The organism is Ectobacillus sp. JY-23 (assembly GCF_023022965.1).
Taxonomy (GTDB): domain Bacteria; phylum Bacillota; class Bacilli; order Bacillales; family Bacillaceae_G; genus Ectobacillus.
This window is the reverse complement of the sequence record NZ_CP095462.1, coordinates 724,305-745,296: the sequence shown is the minus strand read 5'-3', so window position 1 is coordinate 745,296 and position 20,992 is coordinate 724,305. Positions and strand designations below refer to the sequence as shown.

Here is a 20,992-nt window from a genome sequence, read left to right as displayed (position 1 = left end):
GATGTTAAAGAAATAATCCATATGTGCATGAACATAACAAAAGCCAACTCATTGTGATGCAGCAAGTTGGCTTTTTGGTATTTATGAACTATTCTGGCATCGGTGTTGGTGTTGGTTTTGCATAAGCATTTGTGTATTTTCCATCAATATGGCGACGAATAAACAGCGTGCTTTTTCCTTGTTCGGCAAGTATGGAAGCTTCACGGGCAATTTCTAGGCAATTGATGCAGTGTGCCGCATGCGTATCCCACACAATCTCTCCGTTTGCCCGTATCTCGCGTATAAAGCAATCTTTATTGTTTTCATGTTTGGCGCGTTGTCCGCATCCGCAGTAGCAAGGAATCCACTGAAGTACGTCTGTATGTGCACTTGCAAGTTTATACACAGCTTTTACCTCTGGTTCATAGGCGTCTAGAAAAGAAGGCAAAACGTTTAAGCTTGTCGTTGTTTCCGTATAATTGCCGGGAAAGCAGTAATAATCTTGTGAAGCGGGTGTACTGAACGTGAGCATTGCTGCGATAAGATAGGTAAGCATCATGCAACTCCTTTCTCTTTTGAGATGCCCAAAAGAAAGCCCCTTCATACGTATGAAGGGGCTTTCTTTTATACCTGGCTTATTTTAGGACAAACGTTCTGTTACACTTTCTATAACACTGTTCCAAATCGTTGTGTCTGTTGCAAGTTTATGGCGAAACGCTGCATACATTGCTTTTTGCTTGTCTTCAAATGACGGATCTTCCTTTGGAGGCAACTGAGCACGCTCGGTTGTAATGAAATCTTGTACCAGCTGTGAACGTGGTCCCCACACCGCATGTTCTTCCCCGCTTTCGTTTAGAAAGATAAAAATTGGGATGGCTCTAGATGTGCCATTTGTTAAATATTGATCCATGAGTTCTAAGTTTTCATCTCGGATTAAAAAGCGAGATTCTACGCCGTGTTGCTCGCACATACGCTGAATAATTGGTACACACAGCATGGCATCGCCGCACCAATCCGCAGTTAGTACAACAGCACGGGTTCCTATATTAAGCTCTAGCTTAGGTAATTCAACTGTGTTATAAATGTGTAATAATTCCTCGCGATGTACACTCATACTATCTACATATGCAGCAAATGTCATGCCCTTTTCAAACCAATCTTGTAACTGCACTTCAATACCCCCTATGTTAAAAGTATCTATATTATATCATGAAGTGGTTATAAACAAAGGCGATGTTACAGATTAATATGAATGGGTATTTTTTAATGGCTCTTTTCTAAAAGCTTGTTGTTTTTAAATAGGTTTCTTTGTTTCAGGTTGGTTGGAGCGGAAGGTGCGAGACTCCTGCGGGTAAAATCAGCCAGAAACATTAATGGAGGTTAAACAAAAAAAGAAGGGTGCACTGCACCCCTCTATTGGCAGAACGCCAATGAAAGCAACTGTTATAGGTATTGACAATTTTTTTGCAATTCATGCTGGCTACATTTGTTTTTTTACAAAAATAGTGACAGATTTGTAATTTAGGTGTATATTTAATTATATTTTTATTTAATTAAGTTAAGTATTTGAAGAGGTGACAATTTGAACGATGTAAAAGAGGAGCTATCGCTGTTAATGTTTGATGTGTTTCGAAGTTTTCGGACTGATATCCGAAAGCGATTTGAAGATTACTTACCCATCAATGAATTCACTGTACTTCGTGTATTAAAGGAACAGGGGAAGAAGAAAGTATCTCGTGTTGCAACAGAATTACAGGTTTCAAGCAGTTATATTACTGCGGTTTCTGAGAAGCTTATTGATAAAGGACTGGCAACACGAAGTCGATGTGATACTGATAGACGTGTTGTATTCTTAGAAGTAACCGAAGCAGGTGTATTGCTTGTAGAAACAATGGAGGCTTTAAAGAGAGATTATGTAAAAGAGAAATTTTCCGTACTTACGGATGAAGAGTTAAACATGATGCTACTTGTGTATCGCAAGCTGAAAGGATGAGAAGATGGAACATCTTGATATGAGACGGAAAATGATTATTATGGGGTCTATTATGGCCGCTATGTTTTTTGCTTCCGTCAATCAAACAATTGTAGGAAATGCTTTACCACGCATTATTGCGGTACTCGGCGGAATGGATTATTATAGCTGGGTATTTACGATTTACATGCTAACATCCGCTGTCACCACAATTTTAGTGGGACGTTTATCTGATATGTATGGACGTAAACCATTTTTGTTGATTGGTATATTTGTGTTTACAGTTGGAGCGTTTTTGGCTGGACTATCAAAAGATATTTATCAACTGATCGCGTTTCGAGGCTTTCAAGGCCTAGGAGCTGGTCTTATTATGTCTTCTGCGTTTACTGCTGTTGGCGATTTATTTTCTCCTCGTGAACGAGGGAAGTGGAATGGACTCATGAGTTCCGTTTTTGGATTATCAAGTGTGTTCGGTCCAACTATGGGTGGCTATATTGTAGATCACTTCGACTGGCATTGGGTATTCTGGGTGTTCTTGCCGCTTGGTATTGTTGCATTTGTATTGATTTGGGTGTTTTTTCCACAAGTGGAACGAGCAAAAGGACAACGAATCGATTATGTTGGTGCTTTGTTATTAACAGCTACAATCGTACCTATGCTATTGGCTTTTTCATGGGCAGGTACCAAATATCACTGGTCGTCTATGCCCATTGTTGGTTTGTTTATTGGTGCTGCTGTAGCACTTGTACTGTTTATTATAGTTGAGAAGAAAGCAGAAAATCCGATTTTGCCATTATATTTATTCCGTAACTCGGTGTTCACGATTTCAAATTTGGTCGGATTTACACTTGGGGTAGGGATGTTTGGTGCTGCCATGTACATTCCATTTTTTATTCAAGGTGTTCTAGGTTTTAGTGCCACACATTCCAGCTATATTACAATGACGCTAACGTTAAGTCTGGTGGCTGCAAGTGCTGTGAGTGGACAAATGATTTCTAAAACGGGAAAGTATAAAACGTTATCATTTATCGGATTGTTCATTACAGTTGCAGGGCTATTCGGAATGAGTACGATGAATATTCACACGAGCCAATGGACTATTATTGTATATTTGATTGCGGTTGGTTTTGGACTTGGTATCGCGATGCCAGTGTTTACCTTAACTGTACAAAACGCGGTGGAATATGGCTCACTGGGTGTAGCTACTGCTTCTGTCCAATTGTTTCGCTCACTTGGAGGTACGGTTGGTGTTGCAATTATGGGAACGGTGTTAAGTACACGTATGCAAGATAGACTTAGCACTTTCAGTGGGACTGCGGCTCAAATACCGCAGGACCTTGCTAGTAAATTAGAAGCGCTGAAAAACCCGCAAATCTTGCTGGACCCAGAAAAACTTTCACAGATTGGTCGTTCTTTACCAGAGCAAATGCAACCCATGTTCACTGAAATTGTTGCGCATTTGCGAGATGCCATGAGCTATGCTTTATCTGGTGTGTTCTTAACAGGTATGGTGATTATGGTGTTAGCAATAGCTATTAATATATTTTTAAAAGAAGTACCTTTGCGCAGTGCAGCACAGGGTACAGAACAACTACGAAAAGCAGATTAAACGGAAGATGTCATGCATGCTCATACGAAAAGTGGAAAAACTATTGGTAGTTTTTCGATAAGGAGGGATCGTATGACAAGCAAAAACGGTAGCAAAGGAAGCGGCAATCAAGGTGCGCCGAAAAACGGGGCGTATCAAATGGAATTCGGCTCCGAGCTAAGTGGAAACGATAATAAAGGCAAGGAGTATCGTTCTCATAAAGGAAGCAAATCTAAACAAAAGCACGAAGATTGAGCGGGCAACCGCTCTTTTTTATTTGCGTTCAAATATAAAAGGAACTGCACAGATGTAAAAAAACTCCTTGCCAATTGGCAAGGAGCAAGGGAAGGGGGGCCAGTTTATATGAAAAAGGCACGGTTCACGTGTAGGGATCGTGAACTACCGTACTTATACTATAGAGGCATGCTGTGAAATCCGTGTGAATTTCATGTGACAAAAACAAGAACTTTGTAGTTTGACGTAAGGATGAAATGTAGGTAAAATTTTGGACAAAAGCATACAGGAGGAAATAGCGTGAAAACAGCACTAATTACAGGTGGAACAAGGGGAATTGGAAAGGCGATTGCGCGTCGATTTGCAAAGGAAGGTTATCATCTTATTTTAAATTACATGCGTAAAAAGAGCGATGCAGAACAAACCAAAGCTGAAATTGAAGAAGAGTTTGGGGTAAAGGTATTGCTTGTGAAAGCAAATGTGAAAGAAATGGAACAAATTCAACATTTATTTGCAGAGGTGCGGGAGCAATTTGGTCATTTAGATGTGTTTGTAAGCAATGCGGCATCAGGAGTTTTGCGTCCTGTCATGGAAATTGAAGAAAGTCATTGGCAATGGACTATGGATATTAATGCGAAAGCGTACTTATTTGCGTCGCAAGAAGCAGCCAAGCTCATGCAAAAAGGTGGTGCAATTGTTGCATTATCGAGTCTTGGTTCTATTCGAGCTTTGCCGAACTACGTCACAGTAGGGGTATCAAAAGCAAGTGTGGAGGCCATTACACGTTATTTGGCTGCAGAATTTGCGGCAAAAGGAATTGTTGTTAATGCAGTGTCAGGTGGTGCAGTTGATACAGAGGCACTTAAGCACTTTCCAAACCGTGAAGAACTACTAGAAGCAGCTGCGGCACGTAATCCAGCTGGACGTCTTGTTGAGCCAGAAGATTTGGCGGAAGCGGTATACTTTTTATGCACGCCTGCTGCGAGTATGATTCGTGGTCAAACCATTATTGTGGATGGAGGTCTATCATTGCTTTGCTAAGAAAAATTTATGTTGCAAAGATAGGGAAATAGAATTATGCTCAGATGTGGAAGTAGCACACAATAAGGAGCAGTTATATGGTAAAGCGAAACAAAGCAAAATGGAAAAATAAATTTATCCATTTAAGTCCACCGCAAATTTTAGCAGTTGGTTTTTTCTGTTTAATTGTAATTGGCGGAATACTACTTAAACTACCGATGGCGACCAATCAATCCATTAGCTGGGTAGACGCGTTTTTCACTGCAACATCAGCTGCAACTGTAACGGGTCTTGGTGTAGTAGATACAGGAACAACATTTACTGCCTTTGGCCAAGTTATCATTATGCTGTTAATTCAAGCCGGTGGGCTTGGATTTATGACGTTGGCTATTTTAATTGTTATGGTGTTAGGAAAACGAATCGGCCTTCGGCAACGGTTGTTAATTGGGGAAGCGTTGAACCAAACAAATATTGGAGGTCTATTGGTTTTAGTAAAACGAGTGCTGTACTTTTCACTTTGTATTGAAGCAATCGGTGTAGCTTTTTTATCGATACGTTGGATTCCGGAGTTTGGATTCGTCAAGGGATTACATTACAGCGTTTTTCATGTAGTGGCAGCATATAATAATGCAGGGTTTGCGCTTTGGCCCGACAATTTAACGAGATATGTTGGTGATCCTATTGTTAACCTTGGTATTTGTTCTTTAATCATTACCGGAGGAATTGGTTTTACCGTTCTGATTGATATATGGTACAGCCGTACGTTCAGTAAACTTTCTTTGCATTCTAAAATTATGATTGTTGGTACAATTATACTTACGATATTGTCAATTGTAACAATTTTTGTGTTGGAGTATACAAACCCAAAAACACTTGGAGCTTTAAATAGTATTGAAAAGTTTTGGGCATCATTCTTTCAAGGTATTACACCGCGTACGGCAGGATTTAATACAATCGATTACGGCAGTATGAGAGAACCCACCTTACTTGTTACAATGGTACTAATGTTTATTGGTGCCGGAAGTGTCTCAACAGGTGGTGGAATTAAGCTAACGACATTTGTGATTTTATTGTTTTCTGTGTTTGCTTTTTTTAAGAGGAAAGAAGAGCTTGTTTTATTTAAGCGTACAATTAAAATAGCAACAGTAACGCGTGCGTTGGCGATTGCAGTTGCGAGTCAACTTTTAATTTTCATTGTTGTATTTTTACTGATGATTACTGAAAACTTTACGTTTATGCAGCTATTGTTTGAAACCATTTCTGCATTTGGAACAGTAGGGTTATCAATGGGAATTACAGCGGGACTATCAGCAATCGGGAAATGTATCATTATGTTCGTTATGTTTTGCGGTCTTATCGGGCCTTTAACATTGGTCTTTTCATTAGCACGTCCTGATAAAGAACGAATTCGTTATCCAAGCGAGGATGTATTTACAGGATAACAGAAGCCGGGATAAGGTATCCCGGCTTTTTGGTATAACATGGAGAATGAGCTGCTCTTGCTTAAAATAGTGAGAGCAAGAAGCTTAGCACAGCTACGCGGAAAACAAGCGCCATTACGGCTGCTACAGCACCTAAAATAATAGCGATGCGCCCTGTTGTGCGTGCGCCTTTACTTGCAGCGTATAAACCGATTAATACAGCGGCAATTCCGAAGAAAACCGGAAATGTGAAGAAGGATAAAATCCCAAGGGCTAAAGCGATAAAGCCAAAAATGGCGCCTCCGGATGTTGGTTCAGCAGCGGTATGTTTGATGCGAGCAGGAGCAACTTCAGCAGCATACTCTTCATCTGTGTGATCGCGCAAGCGTTCATAATCTCTGTCTGCCATTGTACATTCCTCCTTACAAGATTTTGTCTCTCCATGAGACTACTTTTAGTATGTCTGTTATATATGTCTTTCATTTGAACAACATGGTGAAAAAAGTTGGTATGCTTATGTTATTTTTGGAAAACATAGGAGAGATAAAAAGTGAAAGTGAGTGATTGGCAGTATGCAACATCCTATTGAGGATTTAATGAAAACGGCTATGCATAACTTAAAAGAAATGGTTGATGTGAATACCATACTTGGTAAGCCTGTTTCTACAAAGGACGGTAGTGTGATCTTAACGGTATCTAAAGTTGCATTCGGTTTTGGTGCGGGTGGCAGTGACTTCGGCTCCACGTCTAGGAAGGTAAGTCGCCCACATAACGGTCATCGCGCACCTGAAAAGCCAGAACATGAAGATGCTTATCCGTTTGGTGGGGGAAGCGGTGCTGGTGTTTCCATTGACCCTGTTGCGTTTTTAGTAGTAGGCGCAAAGGGTGTACAAGTGATGCACTTGCACAGCAACACCCACTTGATTGAAAAAGCGATGGATGCAGCACCGCAAGCTCTGCAATCCGTACAAAGTATGATAAATAAACAATAAAAAGCGACGTCAAGGCACGTCGCTTTTTTATATCAATATTCAATGCGCAACATAAGCATCAACTTTATGAGTTGTATTTTTTCGTGCTTCTGGTTTTTGATAACTCAAAGCTTGGCGCCCCATTTGAATCCATGTTTGTTCAAAATCAGAACGTTTGATACGTCTATTCGGCATGTGATAAAGTGGATCATTCACATATACATATTGACGCGAATAGCCGGTAAGTAAGACACTATGCATGGCATACGTGACATGCATAGGTCCTTCATTTGTAAACCAAGTTTCAAATCGTTCAGCCGGAAGAGGAGCGAATGTATCATTGACAATTGTCCATACGGGAACGCCTTGGTCGAGTTTGCGGTATAGGTCTTCGGGATTACCCCCAGTTAAGTTGTTCACAGTATGTAAGTAAGAAAAAGCAAGTTTATAAATAGGCTCTATATATACGCCAAGTCCGGGTCTACTGAAGGAATACATATCTCCCACAAACCCCTCTTGCATGTTACCGTGCAAGTTATGTTCTTCAAAAGCAACTTTGTTGATATTGGCAGCTAATTCCATTTTATCCACGTCAATGCCGGCGTGACAAAGTAGCATTGCAAGACTTGTCACTTCACACCCGCGCGGTAGTTCGGGGTTTTGCTCAATGTGAGGGGCACGGATTAATACAGCAGGAGCGTATCTTTTCTTCCAACCATAATAAGAAATAGCGGCTAAAACAGGAAGTGAAAGCAGTACTTTCTTTTTGTGATTTTTTACAATTTGTAACAACAAAAACAGCCTCCTTTGCCTACTTGCTTTTCAAAAAAAATATGATATAGTGAAAAAAGTGTGCGTATGGACATATATTTCGTGATGATTGCAAGGTTTCCTTTCATTAGTTAAAAATATTCATTGAGAAAAGTCTTACTGTCTGTAAGACTTTTATAAAGTGTATTGTATAAATATAAAAAGGAGAATGTATATGATTAATGTGAAAAAATTTGCTGCAGGTTTAGTGTTGCTGGCAACGGGAATTATTGTGTATATTTTAAGAGAAAAAATGCACCTGTTACCCGATAAAAATCAATATGTGTAAGAAACCATTATATTTGAATAAATAGTTAATATTCATTGTTCCATTCCACATAACATATATCGGCTAATTCAATGTCTTTATCCTCCTGTATTCTTCGATGCAGCCATGTAGTAAGCCGTTTTCCTTAAGCGTATCTTGCCGAATTTGTTCATCGCTGACTAAAATGATAGGTAGCAGAACGTCTTGTTGTGGTAACTTCAAGTCCTGTTTTATGACTGAATCGTATGCAGCATTTCGTAATACACTTACCGTTCCGTCTTTTTCTAAAACAGCGTGCTCTACCTCTTGTAAAGAGAAAATATCTTTTGCTTGCAACAATTGCATGAGCTGATCTATATGCAAATGATTTTTTGAGCTTTTTCCGATCGAGTTTTCTATTTTGGACAATAAGCAAAGGTTGCCTCTCAAAAAAATTCTGAGTCTTCTTGATTTTTGTGTAACTACTTCAGTTGTATAAATAAGAGGAGTCCACACTCCTACCCTAAATACAATTCCTGTTCTGCTTCATAAATTGAATTTCCAACAAGTTCATCTAATACGAGTGCTGATACAAAATCAAACGGACTAATGTGACTAATTTGTGTTTCGCACAAGTATATACAGCGATATAGCTAACCAGCAGTTTGATACTAATGTCAACAAACTTCATAAATATCAACCAAAATTTAGATAATGATACTATTATTTCCTAGGTGGTTAAATTTATCATAACATCTTTTACTTCTCTGACAATGCTCTGCTATATAAGAGTCTTGTTTAGGTAGGTTTTGATATAAGATGAAATCTGCAATGTGAAACATGTTATTCCGCTGCTTAAGTGGTAAAAATCACAGCATATAATGTAAGAAAAAAAGCCGATAATGACAAAAACCTTCTATATAATATAAGGAAATAGTAGAAGCTATATAGGTGTGGAATATTTCATCATCACTTGTTGATCATGAACACCTGCGAGGAAAACTACAGGTTCCTTCAATAAAAATTAGTTCTAGAAATTATGTTTTTTGAGTTGATTTATTTTCTGTAATGATATATAATTTAATTTCGTGTCTCAGTTTCATTTACTTTACTTGGAAAAAAGTCGATATATATTAAGTATGCAACAGAAATTAGGGGATAAGATTGGTGAAAGATCGGGCTGAGTGCCAACAACTTTTACCATCTTGGGAGAAAACGCGTACTGATAAAGATCGGCTGATATGGAGCGGTCCTGGAGCCGTAGTGGTGAAAGAGAGGTAGGGCTTTCATCCGTAGAGTACAAAAAAGTTACTTTCCCGTTACAGGTAAAGAGCTCTCTATAAAGGAGAGCTCTTTTTGTTTTAACTATGTTTAAACTCAATGTTCATAGCCATAGGTAACTTTAATATATTTTTTAATCGTTATATACCCCGGTAAGCATGCGACTTACAAGTGCATCATTCCACTCATTTTGCGACTGTACATTAATTGAAGCTGTGAAGGCTAATTCATCTGCACTTAGTTTCGCCATTTCCTCCAATTTACACATACCCTGCTCGTTCATAAAGTCAAACAATTGTAACATTTCCATTACTTCTTGACGCGTTCCTTTGATTTGTAATGTAGCCATTTTCCTTCCTCCTCTAAAGTGTAGTGCTTTTTGAAAATAGGATTATGAGTAGAATGCACTGAATATGCCTGTAATTTTATGCACTCATCATGTCCCGATTTTCTTTGGTGTGTTTTTGTATCCTTGTTGCAAAGCTTTTTATAACTTTCTGTATGAGATGATGGTGACGAATTATATTCGAACAATACCATACAAATCCTCTTTCTACAAAAACATTTTTAGTGAAAAAAATGTCGAAAGATTTTTGAGGAATATTTGTAAACGCTACCAATGTTGATATATCAACACCTGTAGCATTTGTAACAAATTTTAATATTTAAAATATTCTAAAAATTGTTTTGATTATTTTGAAAGAGGAGCGTAAACTAGAAAACAACCAAGGACGCGGGAAAGTTTTCCGCAAAACATAAGCAAATGGGGGATCACTGGTGAGCGAGCAATGGATTTATTTAAATGGGGAATTCGTGCCAAAACAAGAGGCGAAAGTTTCTGTATATGATCATGGCTATTTGTACGGAGACGGTATTTTTGAAGGCATTCGAGTTTACAGCGGCAACGTGTTTCGATTAAAGGAGCATCTGGTACGTCTGTATGAGTCAGCGAAATCCATTTTGCTTGACATTCCATACTCTTTGGCTGAAATGACAGAAATCGTGGCTGAAACAATTAGACGTAATCATCTTTCTGAAGGCTACATTCGGTTAGTTGTATCAAGAGGAGAAGGTAACCTTGGATTAGACCCGGCATCTTGTTTAAGACCAAATATTGTTGTAATTGCTGAACAACTAGCATTGTTTCCGGCTGAATATTATAAAACGGGAATTCCAATTATTACTGTAGCAACAAGGCGTAATCGACCGGACGTATTAAGCCCGCAAGTAAAGTCACTCAATTACTTAAACAATATTTTGGTGCGCATTGAAGCGAAGCTCGCTGGTGTGCAAGAAGCACTTATGCTGAATGAACAAGGGTACGTAGCGGAAGGATCTGGCGATAACGTGTTTATTATAAAAGGGAATAGACTCATTACACCACCTAGCTCTGCAGGAGCGCTAGAAGGCATTACACGAAATGCCATTATGGAAATCGGTGCTGCCCTTGGTTATGACGTCAGGGAAGAATTATTTACACGTCATGATGTATATGTAGCTGATGAGGTCTTTTTAACTGGTACTGCGGCGGAAGTGATGCCGGTAACAAAGGTAGATGGCAGAGTCATTGGAGATGGTGTACCAGGTGTACATACTAATCGACTTCTTGCTGAATTTAGAGCACTTGTGGTAAAAGACGGAGAAAAAATTTATGCCGATAAAGTGAGTTGATAATGTTGCGAAGCAATATGATTAAAAAAGGAATTGACCGTGCCCCGCATCGTAGTTTGTTATATGCGGCGGGTGTAAAAGAAGAGGATTTTGACAAACCATTTATTGCAATCTGTAATTCATATATTGATATCGTACCGGGGCATATTCATCTCCGCGAGCTAGCTGATGTAGCAAAAGCGGCCATTCGTGCAGCTGGTGGCGTACCGTTTGAGTTTAACACCATAGGTGTAGACGATGGGATTGCGATGGGGCATATAGGTATGCGATATTCGCTCCCAAGTCGTGAAATTATAGCCGACGCAGCTGAAACGGTCATTAACGCACACTGGTTTGACGGCGTATTTTATATGCCAAACTGCGATAAGATTACGCCTGGTATGCTAATGGCTGCAGTTCGTACGAATGTACCGGGTGTATTTGTATCAGGCGGACCGATGGAAGCCGGGGTATCTAAAGACGGAAAGCCGCTCAATTTAGTGTCTATGTTTGAAGGGGTGGGTGCCGTAAAGGCAGGGAAGCTTAGTGTAGAAGACTTAATTGCTATGGAACAAGCAGCATGTCCAACTTGTGGATCATGTTCTGGCATGTTCACCGCAAACTCAATGAATACGATTATGGAAATGCTGGGTGTGGCGCTTCCTGGAAACGGTACGATGGTTGCGACGAGCAAAGAACGTCATGAACTGATTTATAAAGCTGCCTTTCATCTCATGGACTTAATTAAGGAAGATATTAAGCCAAGAGATATCATTACAAAAGAAGCGATTGATGATGCATTTGCACTTGATATGGCGATGGGGGGATCAACAAATACAGTGCTTCACATGCTGGCGATTGCGAATGAAGCTGGCATAGAATACGATCTTGGCCGCATTAACGAAGTCGCAAATCGCGTTCCGTATTTAGCAAAAATTAGTCCTGCTTCCGACTATTCTATGCACGATGTACATTTGGCGGGTGGTGTGTCTTCTATTATCAAAGAGCTTGCCCGTATTCCAGGGGCTATTCATCATGAACGGATTACAATTACGGGAAAAACGCTTCTTGACAATGTGCAAGACGCGGAAATTATAAATACTGATGTTATTCGCAGAAAGGAGAATCCTTATAGTACAACTGGTGGCCTAGCAATTCTTTTTGGTAATATCGCACCTGATGGTGGTGTTGTTAAGGTCGGGGCAGTTGATCCTTCCATTGAAACATTTACCGGTGAAGCAATTTGTTTTGACTCACATGATGAAGCAGTGGCTGCAATACATAGTGGCATTGTAAGAGAGGGACATGTGGTTGTCATTCGTTATGAAGGTCCTAAAGGTGGACCTGGCATGCCAGAAATGCTAGCACCAACATCAGCCATTGTAGGCCGTGGTCTTGGCAAAAAGGTAGCCCTCATTACAGATGGACGCTTCTCTGGTGCAACACGCGGTATTGCAATTGGACATATTTCACCTGAAGCAGCCGATGGTGGTCCCATTGCTTATGTGGAAGATGGAGATATTATCACAATTCATCTTCGCAACAATCGGATTCACTGGGATATTACAAAGGAAGAGCTAGAAAGAAGACAGAAAAGCAAGAGTTTACCAGAGTCAAAGGTAAAGAGTGGTTATTTAGCTCGTTATGCGAAACTTGTAACATCTGCAAATACAGGAGGAATTTTAAAGGTGTAAAGCGATGACGGGGAGGAGTAGTTGTATGTGAAGCCTCACAGAGAGTCGGTGGCTGGTGAAAACCGACGGTTCACACAATGAACATCGCCCCCGAGTGCCGGATTGAATAGGTAGGTTCGGACGGTAGCCGCGTTATAGGCTTGACTCTAGTAGTCTCTGAGGCAAGGATATTCCTTGTGAAGAAGGGTGGTACCGCGAAAATCTTTCGTCCCTTTAAGCTGTATTAGGCTTGGGCGAGAGATTTTTTATTGGAAAAATTTCAAGTAGGGGGTTAAACATGTCTTGGCAAACGCAAGAAAAGAAGGCGACAGGGGCAGCGCTTTTGTTGGAGGCGTTACAGCGAGAAGGGACAGAAATTATCTTTGGATATCCAGGCGGTGCGGTATTGCCGTTATATGATGCGCTTTATGATTGTGATATTCCTCATATCTTAACGAGACATGAGCAAGGTGCAATTCACGCTGCGGAAGGATATGCTCGTATTACAGGTAAACCAGGTGTTGTCATCGCAACAAGCGGTCCTGGTGCAACTAATGTGATTACAGGACTTGCAGATGCGATGATGGATTCATTGCCGCTTGTTGTATTTACAGGGCAGGTTGCAACAACTGTAATTGGAACAGATGCCTTTCAAGAAGCTGATGTAATCGGTCTTACCATGCCAGTAACTAAGCATAATTATCAAGTGCGTCATGTGTCGGATCTGCCGCGCATTGTAAAGGAAGCTTTTCATATTGCTTCTACAGGTAGACCAGGGCCTGTTGTAATTGATTTACCAAAGAACATGATTGTAGAAACCGGGGATGTTACGGATATAGCTGAAATGGATTTGCCTGGCTATCAGCCAAATTATGAACCGAATCGCCTGCAAATTGCAAAGCTTCTCACCGCAATAGAGGAGGCGGAAAAGCCCGTTATTCTAGCAGGAGCAGGGGTACTGCATGCGAAAGCCTCACAGGAGCTCATTACCTTCGCGCGTATGTATCAACTGCCGGTCGTTCATACCTTACTTGGTCTGGGAGCGTTCCCTGCTGATGATCCCTTATTTCTCGGGATGGGCGGTATGCATGGCTCCTATACAGCTAATATGGCACTGTATGAGTGTGATTTGCTCATTAATATTGGGGCGCGATTTGATGACAGGTTGACAGGAAATTTACAGCATTTTGCTAAGTATGCAACGGTGGCACATATTGATATTGATCCTGCTGAAATTGGGAAGAACGTTCCCACAGCAATTCCTATTGTTGCCTCTGCAAAGCGTGCATTGCATGTCATTTTAGAGAAAAGCGGCAAAAAGTTAAATCATATGGAGTGGCTTGTAGAGTTGCAAAAAAGAAAGGAAAGATATCCGTTTTCCTATAAGAAAAACAATGAAGCTATTCAGCCGCAATATGCAATGGAACTACTTTATGAAGTAACTGGTGGCAATGCCATCATTACAACAGATGTAGGACAGCATCAAATGTGGGCCGCGCAATATTACGGCTTACAGGCGCCGGACCGGTGGGTTACTTCAGGCGGACTCGGTACGATGGGATTTGGCTTCCCAGCAGCAATCGGCGCGCAATTCGCAAAGCCGGATGAGCTGGTTATCGCTGTTGTTGGTGATGCGGGATTTCAAATGACCTTGCAGGAGCTTAGTGTTTTGAAAGAACACGACTTGCCAGTAAAGATATTTATTGTCAACAATGAAGCGCTCGGTATGGTAAGGCAGTGGCAGGAGTCATTCTATGCAAAACGCTACTCACACTCGTTGCTTCACTGTCAACCTGATTTTGTTGCACTTGCCGCAGCGTACGGTATAAAGGGGGTTCGTATCGAAAATCCGGAAACAGCAAAAGAGGAATTGGCCGCAGCCATCGCATATGATGGACCAGTTGTGATTGATTGTCGTGTGGTACAGTCTGAGAAGGTGTTGCCTATGATTGCACCGGGAAAAGGTGTGCATGAAATGGAGGGGGTGGAGTGATGAAGCGCATCGTAACTGCAACTGTACGCAATCAAAGCGGGGTGTTAAATCGAATCACAGGAGTGATGTCACGCCGGCAATATAATATTGAAAGCATTTCTGTTGGTCATACGGAATATCCTCATATGTCACGCATGACGATTGTTGTACATGTGGACAGTATCACCCAGATTCAACAGCTCATCAAGCATTTGCATAAGCAAATCGATGTACTAAAGGTATCTGATATCACAGATGAAGCGATGATCGCAAGAGAATTGGCACTCATCAAGGTATCAACAGCAATAGCTTCAAGAGCCGAGATTTATAGCTTAATTGAACCGTTTCGAGCGACTGTTATTGATGTTGGTAAGGACTCCATTATCGTGCAAGTAACGGGTACGCAAGATAAGGTAGAGGCGCTTATAGAACTCTTGCGTCCATACGGACTAAAAGAAGTAGCGCGCACAGGTGTAACAGCTTTTACGCGCAGTACAAAAAAGCAAGAAAAGCAAATTATGCTTTTAAATTAAAAAAGGGGGAAGAAAAGATGGCAAAGGTATATTACAAAGATGCAGTAAAGGAAAACGTTTTAGCGGGTAAGAAAATCGCGATTATCGGATACGGATCACAAGGTCATGCGCATGCCCAAAACTTGCGTGATAACGGTTTTGATGTTGAGGTTGGGTTGCGTTTAGGTAAATCCTGGGATCAGGCTCAGGCGGATGGGTTTACCGTTAAGTCAGTAAGTGAAGCTGCAAAGACGGCAGATGTAATCATGATTCTTTTACCGGACGAGAGACAGCCTGAAGTGTACGAAGTAGAAGTTGAGCCATACTTGGAGGCAGGTAATGCTCTTGTGTTTGCACATGGTTTTAACGTTCATTTTAAACAAATTACACCGCCTCAAGATGTGGATGTGTTCTTAGTGGCGCCAAAAGGACCGGGTCATTTAGTGAGACGTACTTTTACAGAAGGTGCTGCAGTACCGGCCTTGTTCGCTGTACATCAGGATGCAACGGGAACGGCACGAGAAAAAGCTTTGTCCTATGCAGACGGTATTGGTTCAACAAGAGCTGGTGTGCTTGAGACAACGTTTCAGGAAGAAACAGAAACGGATTTGTTTGGTGAGCAAGCAGTACTCTGCGGGGGTGCAACGGCTCTGGTGAAAGCGGGCTTTGAAACATTGGTGGAAGCGGGGTATCAACCGGAGCTTGCGTATTTCGAGTGCTTGCATGAGCTCAAATTGATTGTCGATTTGATGTATGAGGGGGGGCTTGAGAACATGCGTTATTCTGTTTCTGATACAGCACAGTGGGGGGATTTTGTATCAGGACCACGCATTGTTACTGATGAAACTAAGCAGGCGATGAAGAAGGTTCTTGGGGAAATTCAGGATGGCACATTTGCGAAAGGTTGGATTGCAGAGCATAAAGCGGGTCGTCCAGTTTACAACGCCATCAACGAAGCAGAAAATAATCATCAAATTGAAAAAGTAGGACGCGAGCTTCGGGCTATGATGCCATTTGTAAAGCCTCGTGTAAAAGTGGAGGTCTAATATGAAGCATATCCAATTCATGGACACGACATTACGAGACGGGGAACAATCAGCCGGTGTGAATTTGAATCCACAAGAAAAGCTGCAGATTGCAAAGCAGCTTGAACGACTCGGTATACATGTGATGGAGGCGGGCTTCGCCTCCGCCTCTCTTGGTGATTTTCAGTCGGTCCAAGAGATTGGTAGAGTCATTCAACACGCATCTGTTATGAGCTTGGCTCGAGCAAAGGAATCAGATATTCGTGAAGCTTATGAAGCTTTAAAGGGTGCTGTAGCGCCCCGGCTGCATGTTTTCATTGCGACAAGTGATATTCATTTAAAATATAAATTGCGCATGTCAAGATTAGAGGTTCTTGCATCTATTCGGGAATCTGTGAAGCTTGCAAAATCGTTGTTTCCGACTGTGCAGTTTTCGGCAGAAGATGCCACAAGAACGGAGCGTGCTTTTCTAGCACAAGCATTAGAAGAAGCAATTCGCTGCGGAGCGGACGTGGTAAACATTCCTGATACAGTGGGGTACACAAATCCACAAGAGTATCTTTCCTTGTTTCGCTATATGCAGCAACATGTTCCATCGTATGAAAAGGCAGTTTTCTCTTGTCATTGTCATGATGATTTGGGATTAGCGGTAGCCAACTCACTTGCAGCCATTGAGGGCGGTGCTTTGCAGGTAGAAGGGACAATTAACGGCATTGGAGAACGAGCAGGCAACGCAGCACTTGAAGAGGTTGCAGTTGCCTTGCGTATACGTCAGGATTATTACGAGGCACAAACAAATCTTGTATTGAAAGAAATTAAAGCAACAAGCGCGCTAGTAAGTCGCTTAACTGGAATGGTTGTACCAAAAAACAAGGCAATTGTAGGCGCAAATGCATTTGCTCATGAATCAGGTATTCATCAAGACGGCGTATTAAAGGAAGCATCTACCTATGAGATTATCTCACCGCAGCTTGTAGGTGAGGAACAAAATAAATTGGTACTTGGTAAGCACTCTGGTCGTCATGCCTTTACAGAGCGCATGAAAGAAATTGGTTACGAGTTTACAGAGGAAGAAAGAGATCGTGCCTTTCGGACATTTAAACAGCTAGCTGATCGTAAAAAAGAAGTAACAGAAGAAGATTTACACGCCCTTATCTTAGGGGAAACCTCTCTTTTGCATCAGCCTTATGAAGTTAAACATTTGCAAGCGCATTTCATCTCAAACGGCACTCAATCCGCAACGGTCGTAATCGAGGATGCAAAAGGTAATGTGCTAGAAGATGCTGCAACAGGAGCGGGTAGCATCGAAGCCATTTACAATGCAATTGATCGCATTTTACAACTAAATTGCAAGCTTGTAGATTACCGCATTCAATCCATTACACAAGGCCAAGATGCATTAGCGCATGTACATGTGGAATTGGAAGGAGCTACTCGGGTCACAGGGTTCGGCGTTGCACAAGATGTGTTAGAAGCATCGGCACGAGCCTATGTGCATGCCGCAGGAAAACTACTTAAAAGGAGTGAAATGGATGGAAAAACGAATCGTATGCTTAGCAGGTGACGGAATTGGTCCAGAAGTAATGGCTGCCGGGAAACGTGTTTTACACATGATTGAACGTTTATACCAGCACAAGTTTCACTTACAGGATGAGTTGTTTGGCGGAGCGGCCATCGATACATATGGACACCCGCTTCCGGCTCGTACATTAGCTGCTTGTCTGGCAAGCGATGCTGTATTGCTTGCAGCAGTCGGTGGTCCGCGTTGGGATACAGCGCCCGAACGCCCAGAAAAAGGGTTGCTTGCACTTCGCAAGGCACTTGGGGTATATGCAAATGTTCGTCCTGTTACAGTAGATGAAGCTACTTTGCATTTATCGCCGTTAAAAGAAGAGCGTGCAAAGAACGTAGATTTCGTTGTAGTGAGAGAGCTAACAGGTGGTATCTATTTTTCGTATCCAAAGCATCGAACGAGAGAACAAGCAACGGATACATTGACTTATAGCAGAAGAGAAGTAGAACGCATTGTAGAATATGCATTTAAATTGGCAGCAACAAGAAGAAAAAAGGTGACGAGTATTGATAAAGCCAATGTACTGGAGTCCAGCAAACTATGGCGTGAGGTAACAGAAGCAGTATCGCTTCGTTATCAAGGCATTGTGCTTGAGCATTTACTTGTGGATGCGGCGGCGATGGAAATGATTAAAAATCCAGGGCGCTTCGATGTGATTGTGACAGAAAACTTATTTGGAGATATTTTAAGCGATGAAGCGTCGGTTTTAAGTGGGTCTTTAGGGATGCTACCATCTGCGAGTCATGCTGAGCAGGGCCCTTCTTTATATGAACCAATTCATGGTTCTGCTCCTGATTTAGAAGCGGATCGAGCAAATCCGATTGCGATGATTCGCTCTGTTGCAATGATGTTGCAACAATCCTTTGGTTTGTCGGCCGAAGCAAGTGCAATCGAACAGGCAATTCAAAGTGTACTAAAGGCTGGTAAAGCAACGGGTGATTTGGGAGGAAAAGAAACAACTTCATCGTTTACAAATTATGTGTTGCAAGAGTTAGAAGCGCAGGTTTTGGTAGGGAGGGGTCGTGTATGAAGACTTTGCTAGATAAGCTTTGGGAGCGTCATGTTGTGGCAAGTAGAAATGGCTATGATTTACTGTACATTGATTTACATCTCGTGCATGAAGTTACTTCACCGCAAGCCTTTGAAGGCTTGCGGTTAAACGATAGAAAAGTTCGTCGACCGGATTTAACCTTCGCTACTATGGATCATAATGTACCTACAAGAGAGGTCTGGAATGTGACTGATCGAATTGCTCAAAAACAAATGGATGCGCTTCGTATGAATTGTAAAGAATTTGAAATTGAGCTTGCTGATTTAGACGATGAAAGACAGGGTATTGTACATGTTATTGGTCCGGAGCTCGGATTAACACAGCCTGGGAAAACCATTGTATGTGGTGATAGTCACACCTCAACGCACGGTGCATTTGGTGCCTTGGCGTTCGGTATTGGTACAAGCGAAGTAGAGCATGTGCTAGCCACACAAACACTGTGGCAGAAGAAGCCCAAATCTATGGGAGTTGAACTCAGTGGTGTATTGCCTAAAGGGGTATATGCAAAGGATGTCATTTTGCACCTTTTAGCAACACATGGTGTTGCGATGGGAACAGGTCATATTATTGAATTTTACGGAGAGGCAGTGAGGCGCCTTTCTATGGAAGAGAGAATGACACTTTGTAACATGGCAATTGAAGGAGGTGCTAAGGCAGGATTAATCGCACCTGATGAAATTACGTGGTCATACTTACAGAATAGACGCTACACATCTCCAAAGGTCATGGATTTATTTACAGATAACGGTGCATCTTATGATAAGTCCATTCATATTAATGTATCCAATCTGGCTCCTTATGTAACATGGGGAACAAATCCAGGTATGGGCGTACGTGTCGATGAGGTGTTGCCTCCAGTTACAGATGAGAATGAAGATCGTGCCTATGTATATATGGGGTTGAAGCCTGGTCAATCCGTTTCGAATATTCCAGTGCAACATGTATTTATTGGTTCTTGTACAAATTCAAGGTTATCTGATTTGGAGGAGGCAGCACTTTATATTAAAGGTAAAAAGGTAAGAGATGGTGTTCGAGCGTTGGTTGTACCTGGATCAAAAGCAGTGCGCAACGCTGCGATGGCAAAAGGGTTGCACACCATTTTTATTGAGGCCGGTTTTGAATGGCGCGAGGCTGGCTGCTCCATGTGTCTTGGTATGAATCCTGATCAAGTGCCAAACGGCGAGCATTGTGCCTCTACGTCTAATCGAAACTTTGAAGGGCGTCAAGGCAAAGGAGCACGTACACATTTAGTCAGTCCAGCAATGGCTGCGGCTGCTGCCGTATACGGTAAGTTTGTGGATATTCGAAAGGAGGAGTACCGTGAAGCCATTTCGTACGCATAAGGGAAAAGCAGTCGCATTGCTTCGTGACAATATTGATACGGATCAAATTATTCCTAAGCAATATTTAAAGCGCATTGAACGAACAGGATTTGGGGAATTTTTGTTTGATGAGTGGCGTTATGTGGAAGGTAGAACAGAAAACCCGAAATTTCCACTCAATCAAAAAAAAGATGCAACTATTTTAATTGCAGGTAATAACTTTGGATGCGGTTCCTCACGAGAACATGCGCCGTGGGCATTAGATGATTATGGCTTCCGTGCTATCCTTGCAGGAAGCTTTGCAGACATCTTTTATATAAACTGTACAAAAAATGGACTGCTTCCGTTAGTACTTAATGAAGAAAGTCGCCACGTACTGTCTGGTGTACGAGAGGAAATCACCATTGATTTAGAGATGCAAGAAGTACGTACGTCAGAACATATTTTTAGATTTGATATTGATCCGATTTGGAAAGAAAAGTTGCTCGGTGGCTTGGATGATATCGCTATGACCCTTCAATATGAAAAAGAAATTTCTTTATATGAAGCAATGCGTGCATAACCTCCGAAATACATTTCGGAGGTTTTTTTTGGATGGGATAAAAAATCTGTTTTATACAGCTACGACTACTTCAGTTACCGAAAAAATTTGACAGATGAAATCTTACTATGTATCTTGTAAACAAACAAC

The 20,992-nt window shown here is 41.5% G+C and carries 23 protein-coding genes and 1 other annotated feature; of the genes, 16 read left to right on the top strand and 7 right to left on the bottom strand.

The features are described 5' to 3' along the window. Nucleotides 1-88: 88 nt before the first annotated feature. Nucleotides 89-538, bottom strand: coding sequence for a PCYCGC domain-containing protein (locus MUG87_RS03885; protein WP_247085703.1), 450 nt, complete (start codon nucleotides 536-538; stop codon nucleotides 89-91). An 81-nt stretch (nucleotides 539-619) separates the two neighbouring features. Continuing rightward, complete coding sequence (locus MUG87_RS03880; protein WP_247085701.1) at nucleotides 620-1,150, bottom strand: thioredoxin family protein; 531 nt, start codon at nucleotides 1,148-1,150, stop codon at nucleotides 620-622. A gap of 444 nt (nucleotides 1,151-1,594) precedes the next feature. Between MUG87_RS03880 and MUG87_RS03875 the strand changes: the two genes are divergently transcribed. The 5 genes from MUG87_RS03875 (at nucleotide 1,595) to MUG87_RS03855 (ending at nucleotide 6,235) form a co-directional block, all read left to right on the top strand. Continuing rightward, nucleotides 1,595-1,972: a MarR family winged helix-turn-helix transcriptional regulator gene (locus tag MUG87_RS03875; RefSeq protein WP_247087488.1), complete on the top strand. Its 378-nt coding sequence runs from the start codon at nucleotides 1,595-1,597 to the stop codon at nucleotides 1,970-1,972. A gap of 4 nt (nucleotides 1,973-1,976) precedes the next feature. Continuing rightward, nucleotides 1,977-3,560 (top strand): MDR family MFS transporter, encoded by a 1,584-nt coding sequence (locus MUG87_RS03870; RefSeq protein WP_247085699.1) that lies wholly within the window; start codon nucleotides 1,977-1,979, stop codon nucleotides 3,558-3,560. Nucleotides 3,561-3,632: 72 nt separating this feature from the next. Beyond that, nucleotides 3,633-3,794, top strand: coding sequence for an imidazoleglycerol-phosphate dehydratase (locus MUG87_RS03865; RefSeq protein WP_247085697.1), 162 nt, complete (start codon nucleotides 3,633-3,635; stop codon nucleotides 3,792-3,794). Between the two features lie 279 nt (nucleotides 3,795-4,073). Then, entirely contained in the window at nucleotides 4,074-4,814 is a 741-nt protein-coding gene (fabL, locus tag MUG87_RS03860) for an enoyl-[acyl-carrier-protein] reductase FabL (protein WP_247085695.1), read from the top strand. 77 nt (nucleotides 4,815-4,891) lie between these two features. Then, complete coding sequence (locus MUG87_RS03855) at nucleotides 4,892-6,235, top strand: TrkH family potassium uptake protein (RefSeq protein WP_247085693.1); 1,344 nt, start codon at nucleotides 4,892-4,894, stop codon at nucleotides 6,233-6,235. A gap of 61 nt (nucleotides 6,236-6,296) precedes the next feature. On the opposite strand, the gene MUG87_RS03850 is transcribed toward MUG87_RS03855, so the two are convergent. Then, the gene (locus MUG87_RS03850) at nucleotides 6,297-6,623 is read right to left on the bottom strand and encodes an imidazole glycerol phosphate synthase (protein WP_247085691.1); all 327 of its coding nucleotides are present in this window, start codon (nucleotides 6,621-6,623) and stop codon (nucleotides 6,297-6,299) included. A 163-nt stretch (nucleotides 6,624-6,786) separates the two neighbouring features. Here MUG87_RS03850 and ytfJ point away from each other — a divergent pair, with 163 nt between their 5' ends. Further along, entirely contained in the window at nucleotides 6,787-7,206 is a 420-nt protein-coding gene (ytfJ, locus tag MUG87_RS03845; RefSeq protein WP_247085689.1) for a GerW family sporulation protein, read from the top strand. A gap of 39 nt (nucleotides 7,207-7,245) precedes the next feature. Here ytfJ and MUG87_RS03840 read toward each other — a convergent pair whose 3' ends face one another. Further along, a complete protein-coding gene (locus tag MUG87_RS03840) occupies nucleotides 7,246-7,977 on the bottom strand; it encodes a C39 family peptidase (protein ID WP_247085687.1) in 732 nt (243 codons plus the stop codon). A 193-nt stretch (nucleotides 7,978-8,170) separates the two neighbouring features. Here MUG87_RS03840 and MUG87_RS03835 point away from each other — a divergent pair, with 193 nt between their 5' ends. Next, entirely contained in the window at nucleotides 8,171-8,284 is a 114-nt protein-coding gene (locus MUG87_RS03835; protein ID WP_247085685.1) for a phosphoribosyl-ATP pyrophosphatase, read from the top strand. 63 nt (nucleotides 8,285-8,347) lie between these two features. On the opposite strand, the gene MUG87_RS03830 is transcribed toward MUG87_RS03835, so the two are convergent. From MUG87_RS03830 to MUG87_RS03825, 3 genes are all read right to left on the bottom strand, one after another. After that, nucleotides 8,348-8,758 (bottom strand): YetF domain-containing protein, encoded by a 411-nt coding sequence (locus MUG87_RS03830; RefSeq protein WP_368042560.1) that lies wholly within the window; start codon nucleotides 8,756-8,758, stop codon nucleotides 8,348-8,350. A gap of 2 nt (nucleotides 8,759-8,760) precedes the next feature. Continuing rightward, nucleotides 8,761-8,877, bottom strand: coding sequence for a hypothetical protein (locus tag MUG87_RS19680; RefSeq protein ID WP_368042559.1), 117 nt, complete (start codon nucleotides 8,875-8,877; stop codon nucleotides 8,761-8,763). 779 nt (nucleotides 8,878-9,656) lie between these two features. Beyond that, on the bottom strand, nucleotides 9,657-9,872 hold the full coding sequence (locus tag MUG87_RS03825; RefSeq protein ID WP_247085681.1) for a DUF3911 family protein: 216 nt from the start codon (nucleotides 9,870-9,872) through the stop codon (nucleotides 9,657-9,659). A gap of 428 nt (nucleotides 9,873-10,300) precedes the next feature. Between MUG87_RS03825 and ilvE the strand changes: the two genes are divergently transcribed. From ilvE to leuD, 9 genes are all read left to right on the top strand, one after another. Next, a complete protein-coding gene (gene ilvE, locus MUG87_RS03820; RefSeq protein WP_247085679.1) occupies nucleotides 10,301-11,194 on the top strand; it encodes a branched-chain-amino-acid transaminase in 894 nt (297 codons plus the stop codon). A gap of 5 nt (nucleotides 11,195-11,199) precedes the next feature. Next, nucleotides 11,200-12,867 (top strand): dihydroxy-acid dehydratase, encoded by a 1,668-nt coding sequence (gene ilvD, locus MUG87_RS03815; RefSeq protein ID WP_247087486.1) that lies wholly within the window; start codon nucleotides 11,200-11,202, stop codon nucleotides 12,865-12,867. Beyond that, nucleotides 12,863-13,083: a binding site (T-box leader), on the top strand. Its footprint overlaps the gene before it by 5 nt. Nucleotides 13,084-13,144: 61 nt before the next feature. Further along, a complete protein-coding gene (gene ilvB / locus MUG87_RS03810; RefSeq protein ID WP_247085677.1) occupies nucleotides 13,145-14,839 on the top strand; it encodes an acetolactate synthase large subunit in 1,695 nt (564 codons plus the stop codon). After that, nucleotides 14,839-15,351: an acetolactate synthase small subunit gene (gene ilvN / locus MUG87_RS03805; protein ID WP_124562999.1), complete on the top strand. Its 513-nt coding sequence runs from the start codon at nucleotides 14,839-14,841 to the stop codon at nucleotides 15,349-15,351. The genes ilvB and ilvN overlap by 1 nt, the downstream gene beginning before the upstream one ends. A 17-nt stretch (nucleotides 15,352-15,368) precedes the next feature. Beyond that, a complete protein-coding gene (ilvC, locus tag MUG87_RS03800; RefSeq protein WP_247085675.1) occupies nucleotides 15,369-16,376 on the top strand; it encodes a ketol-acid reductoisomerase in 1,008 nt (335 codons plus the stop codon). Between the two features lies 1 nt (nucleotide 16,377). Next, nucleotides 16,378-17,919 (top strand): 2-isopropylmalate synthase, encoded by a 1,542-nt coding sequence (locus tag MUG87_RS03795; RefSeq protein WP_247085673.1) that lies wholly within the window; start codon nucleotides 16,378-16,380, stop codon nucleotides 17,917-17,919. Then, nucleotides 17,888-18,958, top strand: coding sequence for a 3-isopropylmalate dehydrogenase (leuB, locus tag MUG87_RS03790; RefSeq protein WP_247085671.1), 1,071 nt, complete (start codon nucleotides 17,888-17,890; stop codon nucleotides 18,956-18,958). The genes MUG87_RS03795 and leuB overlap by 32 nt, the downstream gene beginning before the upstream one ends. Beyond that, nucleotides 18,955-20,322 (top strand): 3-isopropylmalate dehydratase large subunit, encoded by a 1,368-nt coding sequence (gene leuC, locus MUG87_RS03785; protein WP_247085669.1) that lies wholly within the window; start codon nucleotides 18,955-18,957, stop codon nucleotides 20,320-20,322. Before leuB ends, leuC begins: the two co-directional genes overlap by 4 nt. Further along, a complete protein-coding gene (leuD, locus tag MUG87_RS03780) occupies nucleotides 20,300-20,863 on the top strand; it encodes a 3-isopropylmalate dehydratase small subunit (protein WP_247085667.1) in 564 nt (187 codons plus the stop codon). Before leuC ends, leuD begins: the two co-directional genes overlap by 23 nt. The last annotated feature ends 129 nt before the right edge of the window (nucleotides 20,864-20,992 follow it).

Excerpts from the sequence above, each read along its gene's own strand:
- MUG87_RS03825 (WP_247085681.1), bottom strand. The coding sequence starts at position 9,872 with ATGGCTACATTACAAATCAAAGGAACGCGTCAAGAAGTAATGGAAATG.
- MUG87_RS03795 (WP_247085673.1), top strand. The coding sequence starts at position 16,378 with ATGAAGCATATCCAATTCATGGACACGACATTACGAGACGGGGAACAA.
- MUG87_RS03875 (WP_247087488.1), top strand. The coding sequence starts at position 1,595 with ATGTTTGATGTGTTTCGAAGTTTTCGGACTGATATCCGAAAGCGATTT.
- ilvN (WP_124562999.1), top strand. The coding sequence starts at position 14,839 with ATGAAGCGCATCGTAACTGCAACTGTACGCAATCAAAGCGGGGTGTTA.
- leuB (WP_247085671.1), top strand. The coding sequence starts at position 17,888 with ATGGAAAAACGAATCGTATGCTTAGCAGGTGACGGAATTGGTCCAGAA.
- ilvC (WP_247085675.1), top strand. The coding sequence starts at position 15,369 with ATGGCAAAGGTATATTACAAAGATGCAGTAAAGGAAAACGTTTTAGCG.
- MUG87_RS03850 (WP_247085691.1), bottom strand. The coding sequence starts at position 6,623 with ATGGCAGACAGAGATTATGAACGCTTGCGCGATCACACAGATGAAGAG.
- leuC (WP_247085669.1), top strand. The coding sequence starts at position 18,955 with ATGAAGACTTTGCTAGATAAGCTTTGGGAGCGTCATGTTGTGGCAAGT.
- ytfJ (WP_247085689.1), top strand. The coding sequence starts at position 6,787 with ATGCAACATCCTATTGAGGATTTAATGAAAACGGCTATGCATAACTTA.
- MUG87_RS03835 (WP_247085685.1), top strand. The coding sequence starts at position 8,171 with ATGATTAATGTGAAAAAATTTGCTGCAGGTTTAGTGTTGCTGGCAACG.
- MUG87_RS03865 (WP_247085697.1), top strand. The coding sequence starts at position 3,633 with ATGACAAGCAAAAACGGTAGCAAAGGAAGCGGCAATCAAGGTGCGCCG.
- ilvB (WP_247085677.1), top strand. The coding sequence starts at position 13,145 with ATGTCTTGGCAAACGCAAGAAAAGAAGGCGACAGGGGCAGCGCTTTTG.
- MUG87_RS03855 (WP_247085693.1), top strand. The coding sequence starts at position 4,892 with ATGGTAAAGCGAAACAAAGCAAAATGGAAAAATAAATTTATCCATTTA.
- MUG87_RS03870 (WP_247085699.1), top strand. The coding sequence starts at position 1,977 with ATGGAACATCTTGATATGAGACGGAAAATGATTATTATGGGGTCTATT.
- MUG87_RS03885 (WP_247085703.1), bottom strand. The coding sequence starts at position 538 with ATGATGCTTACCTATCTTATCGCAGCAATGCTCACGTTCAGTACACCC.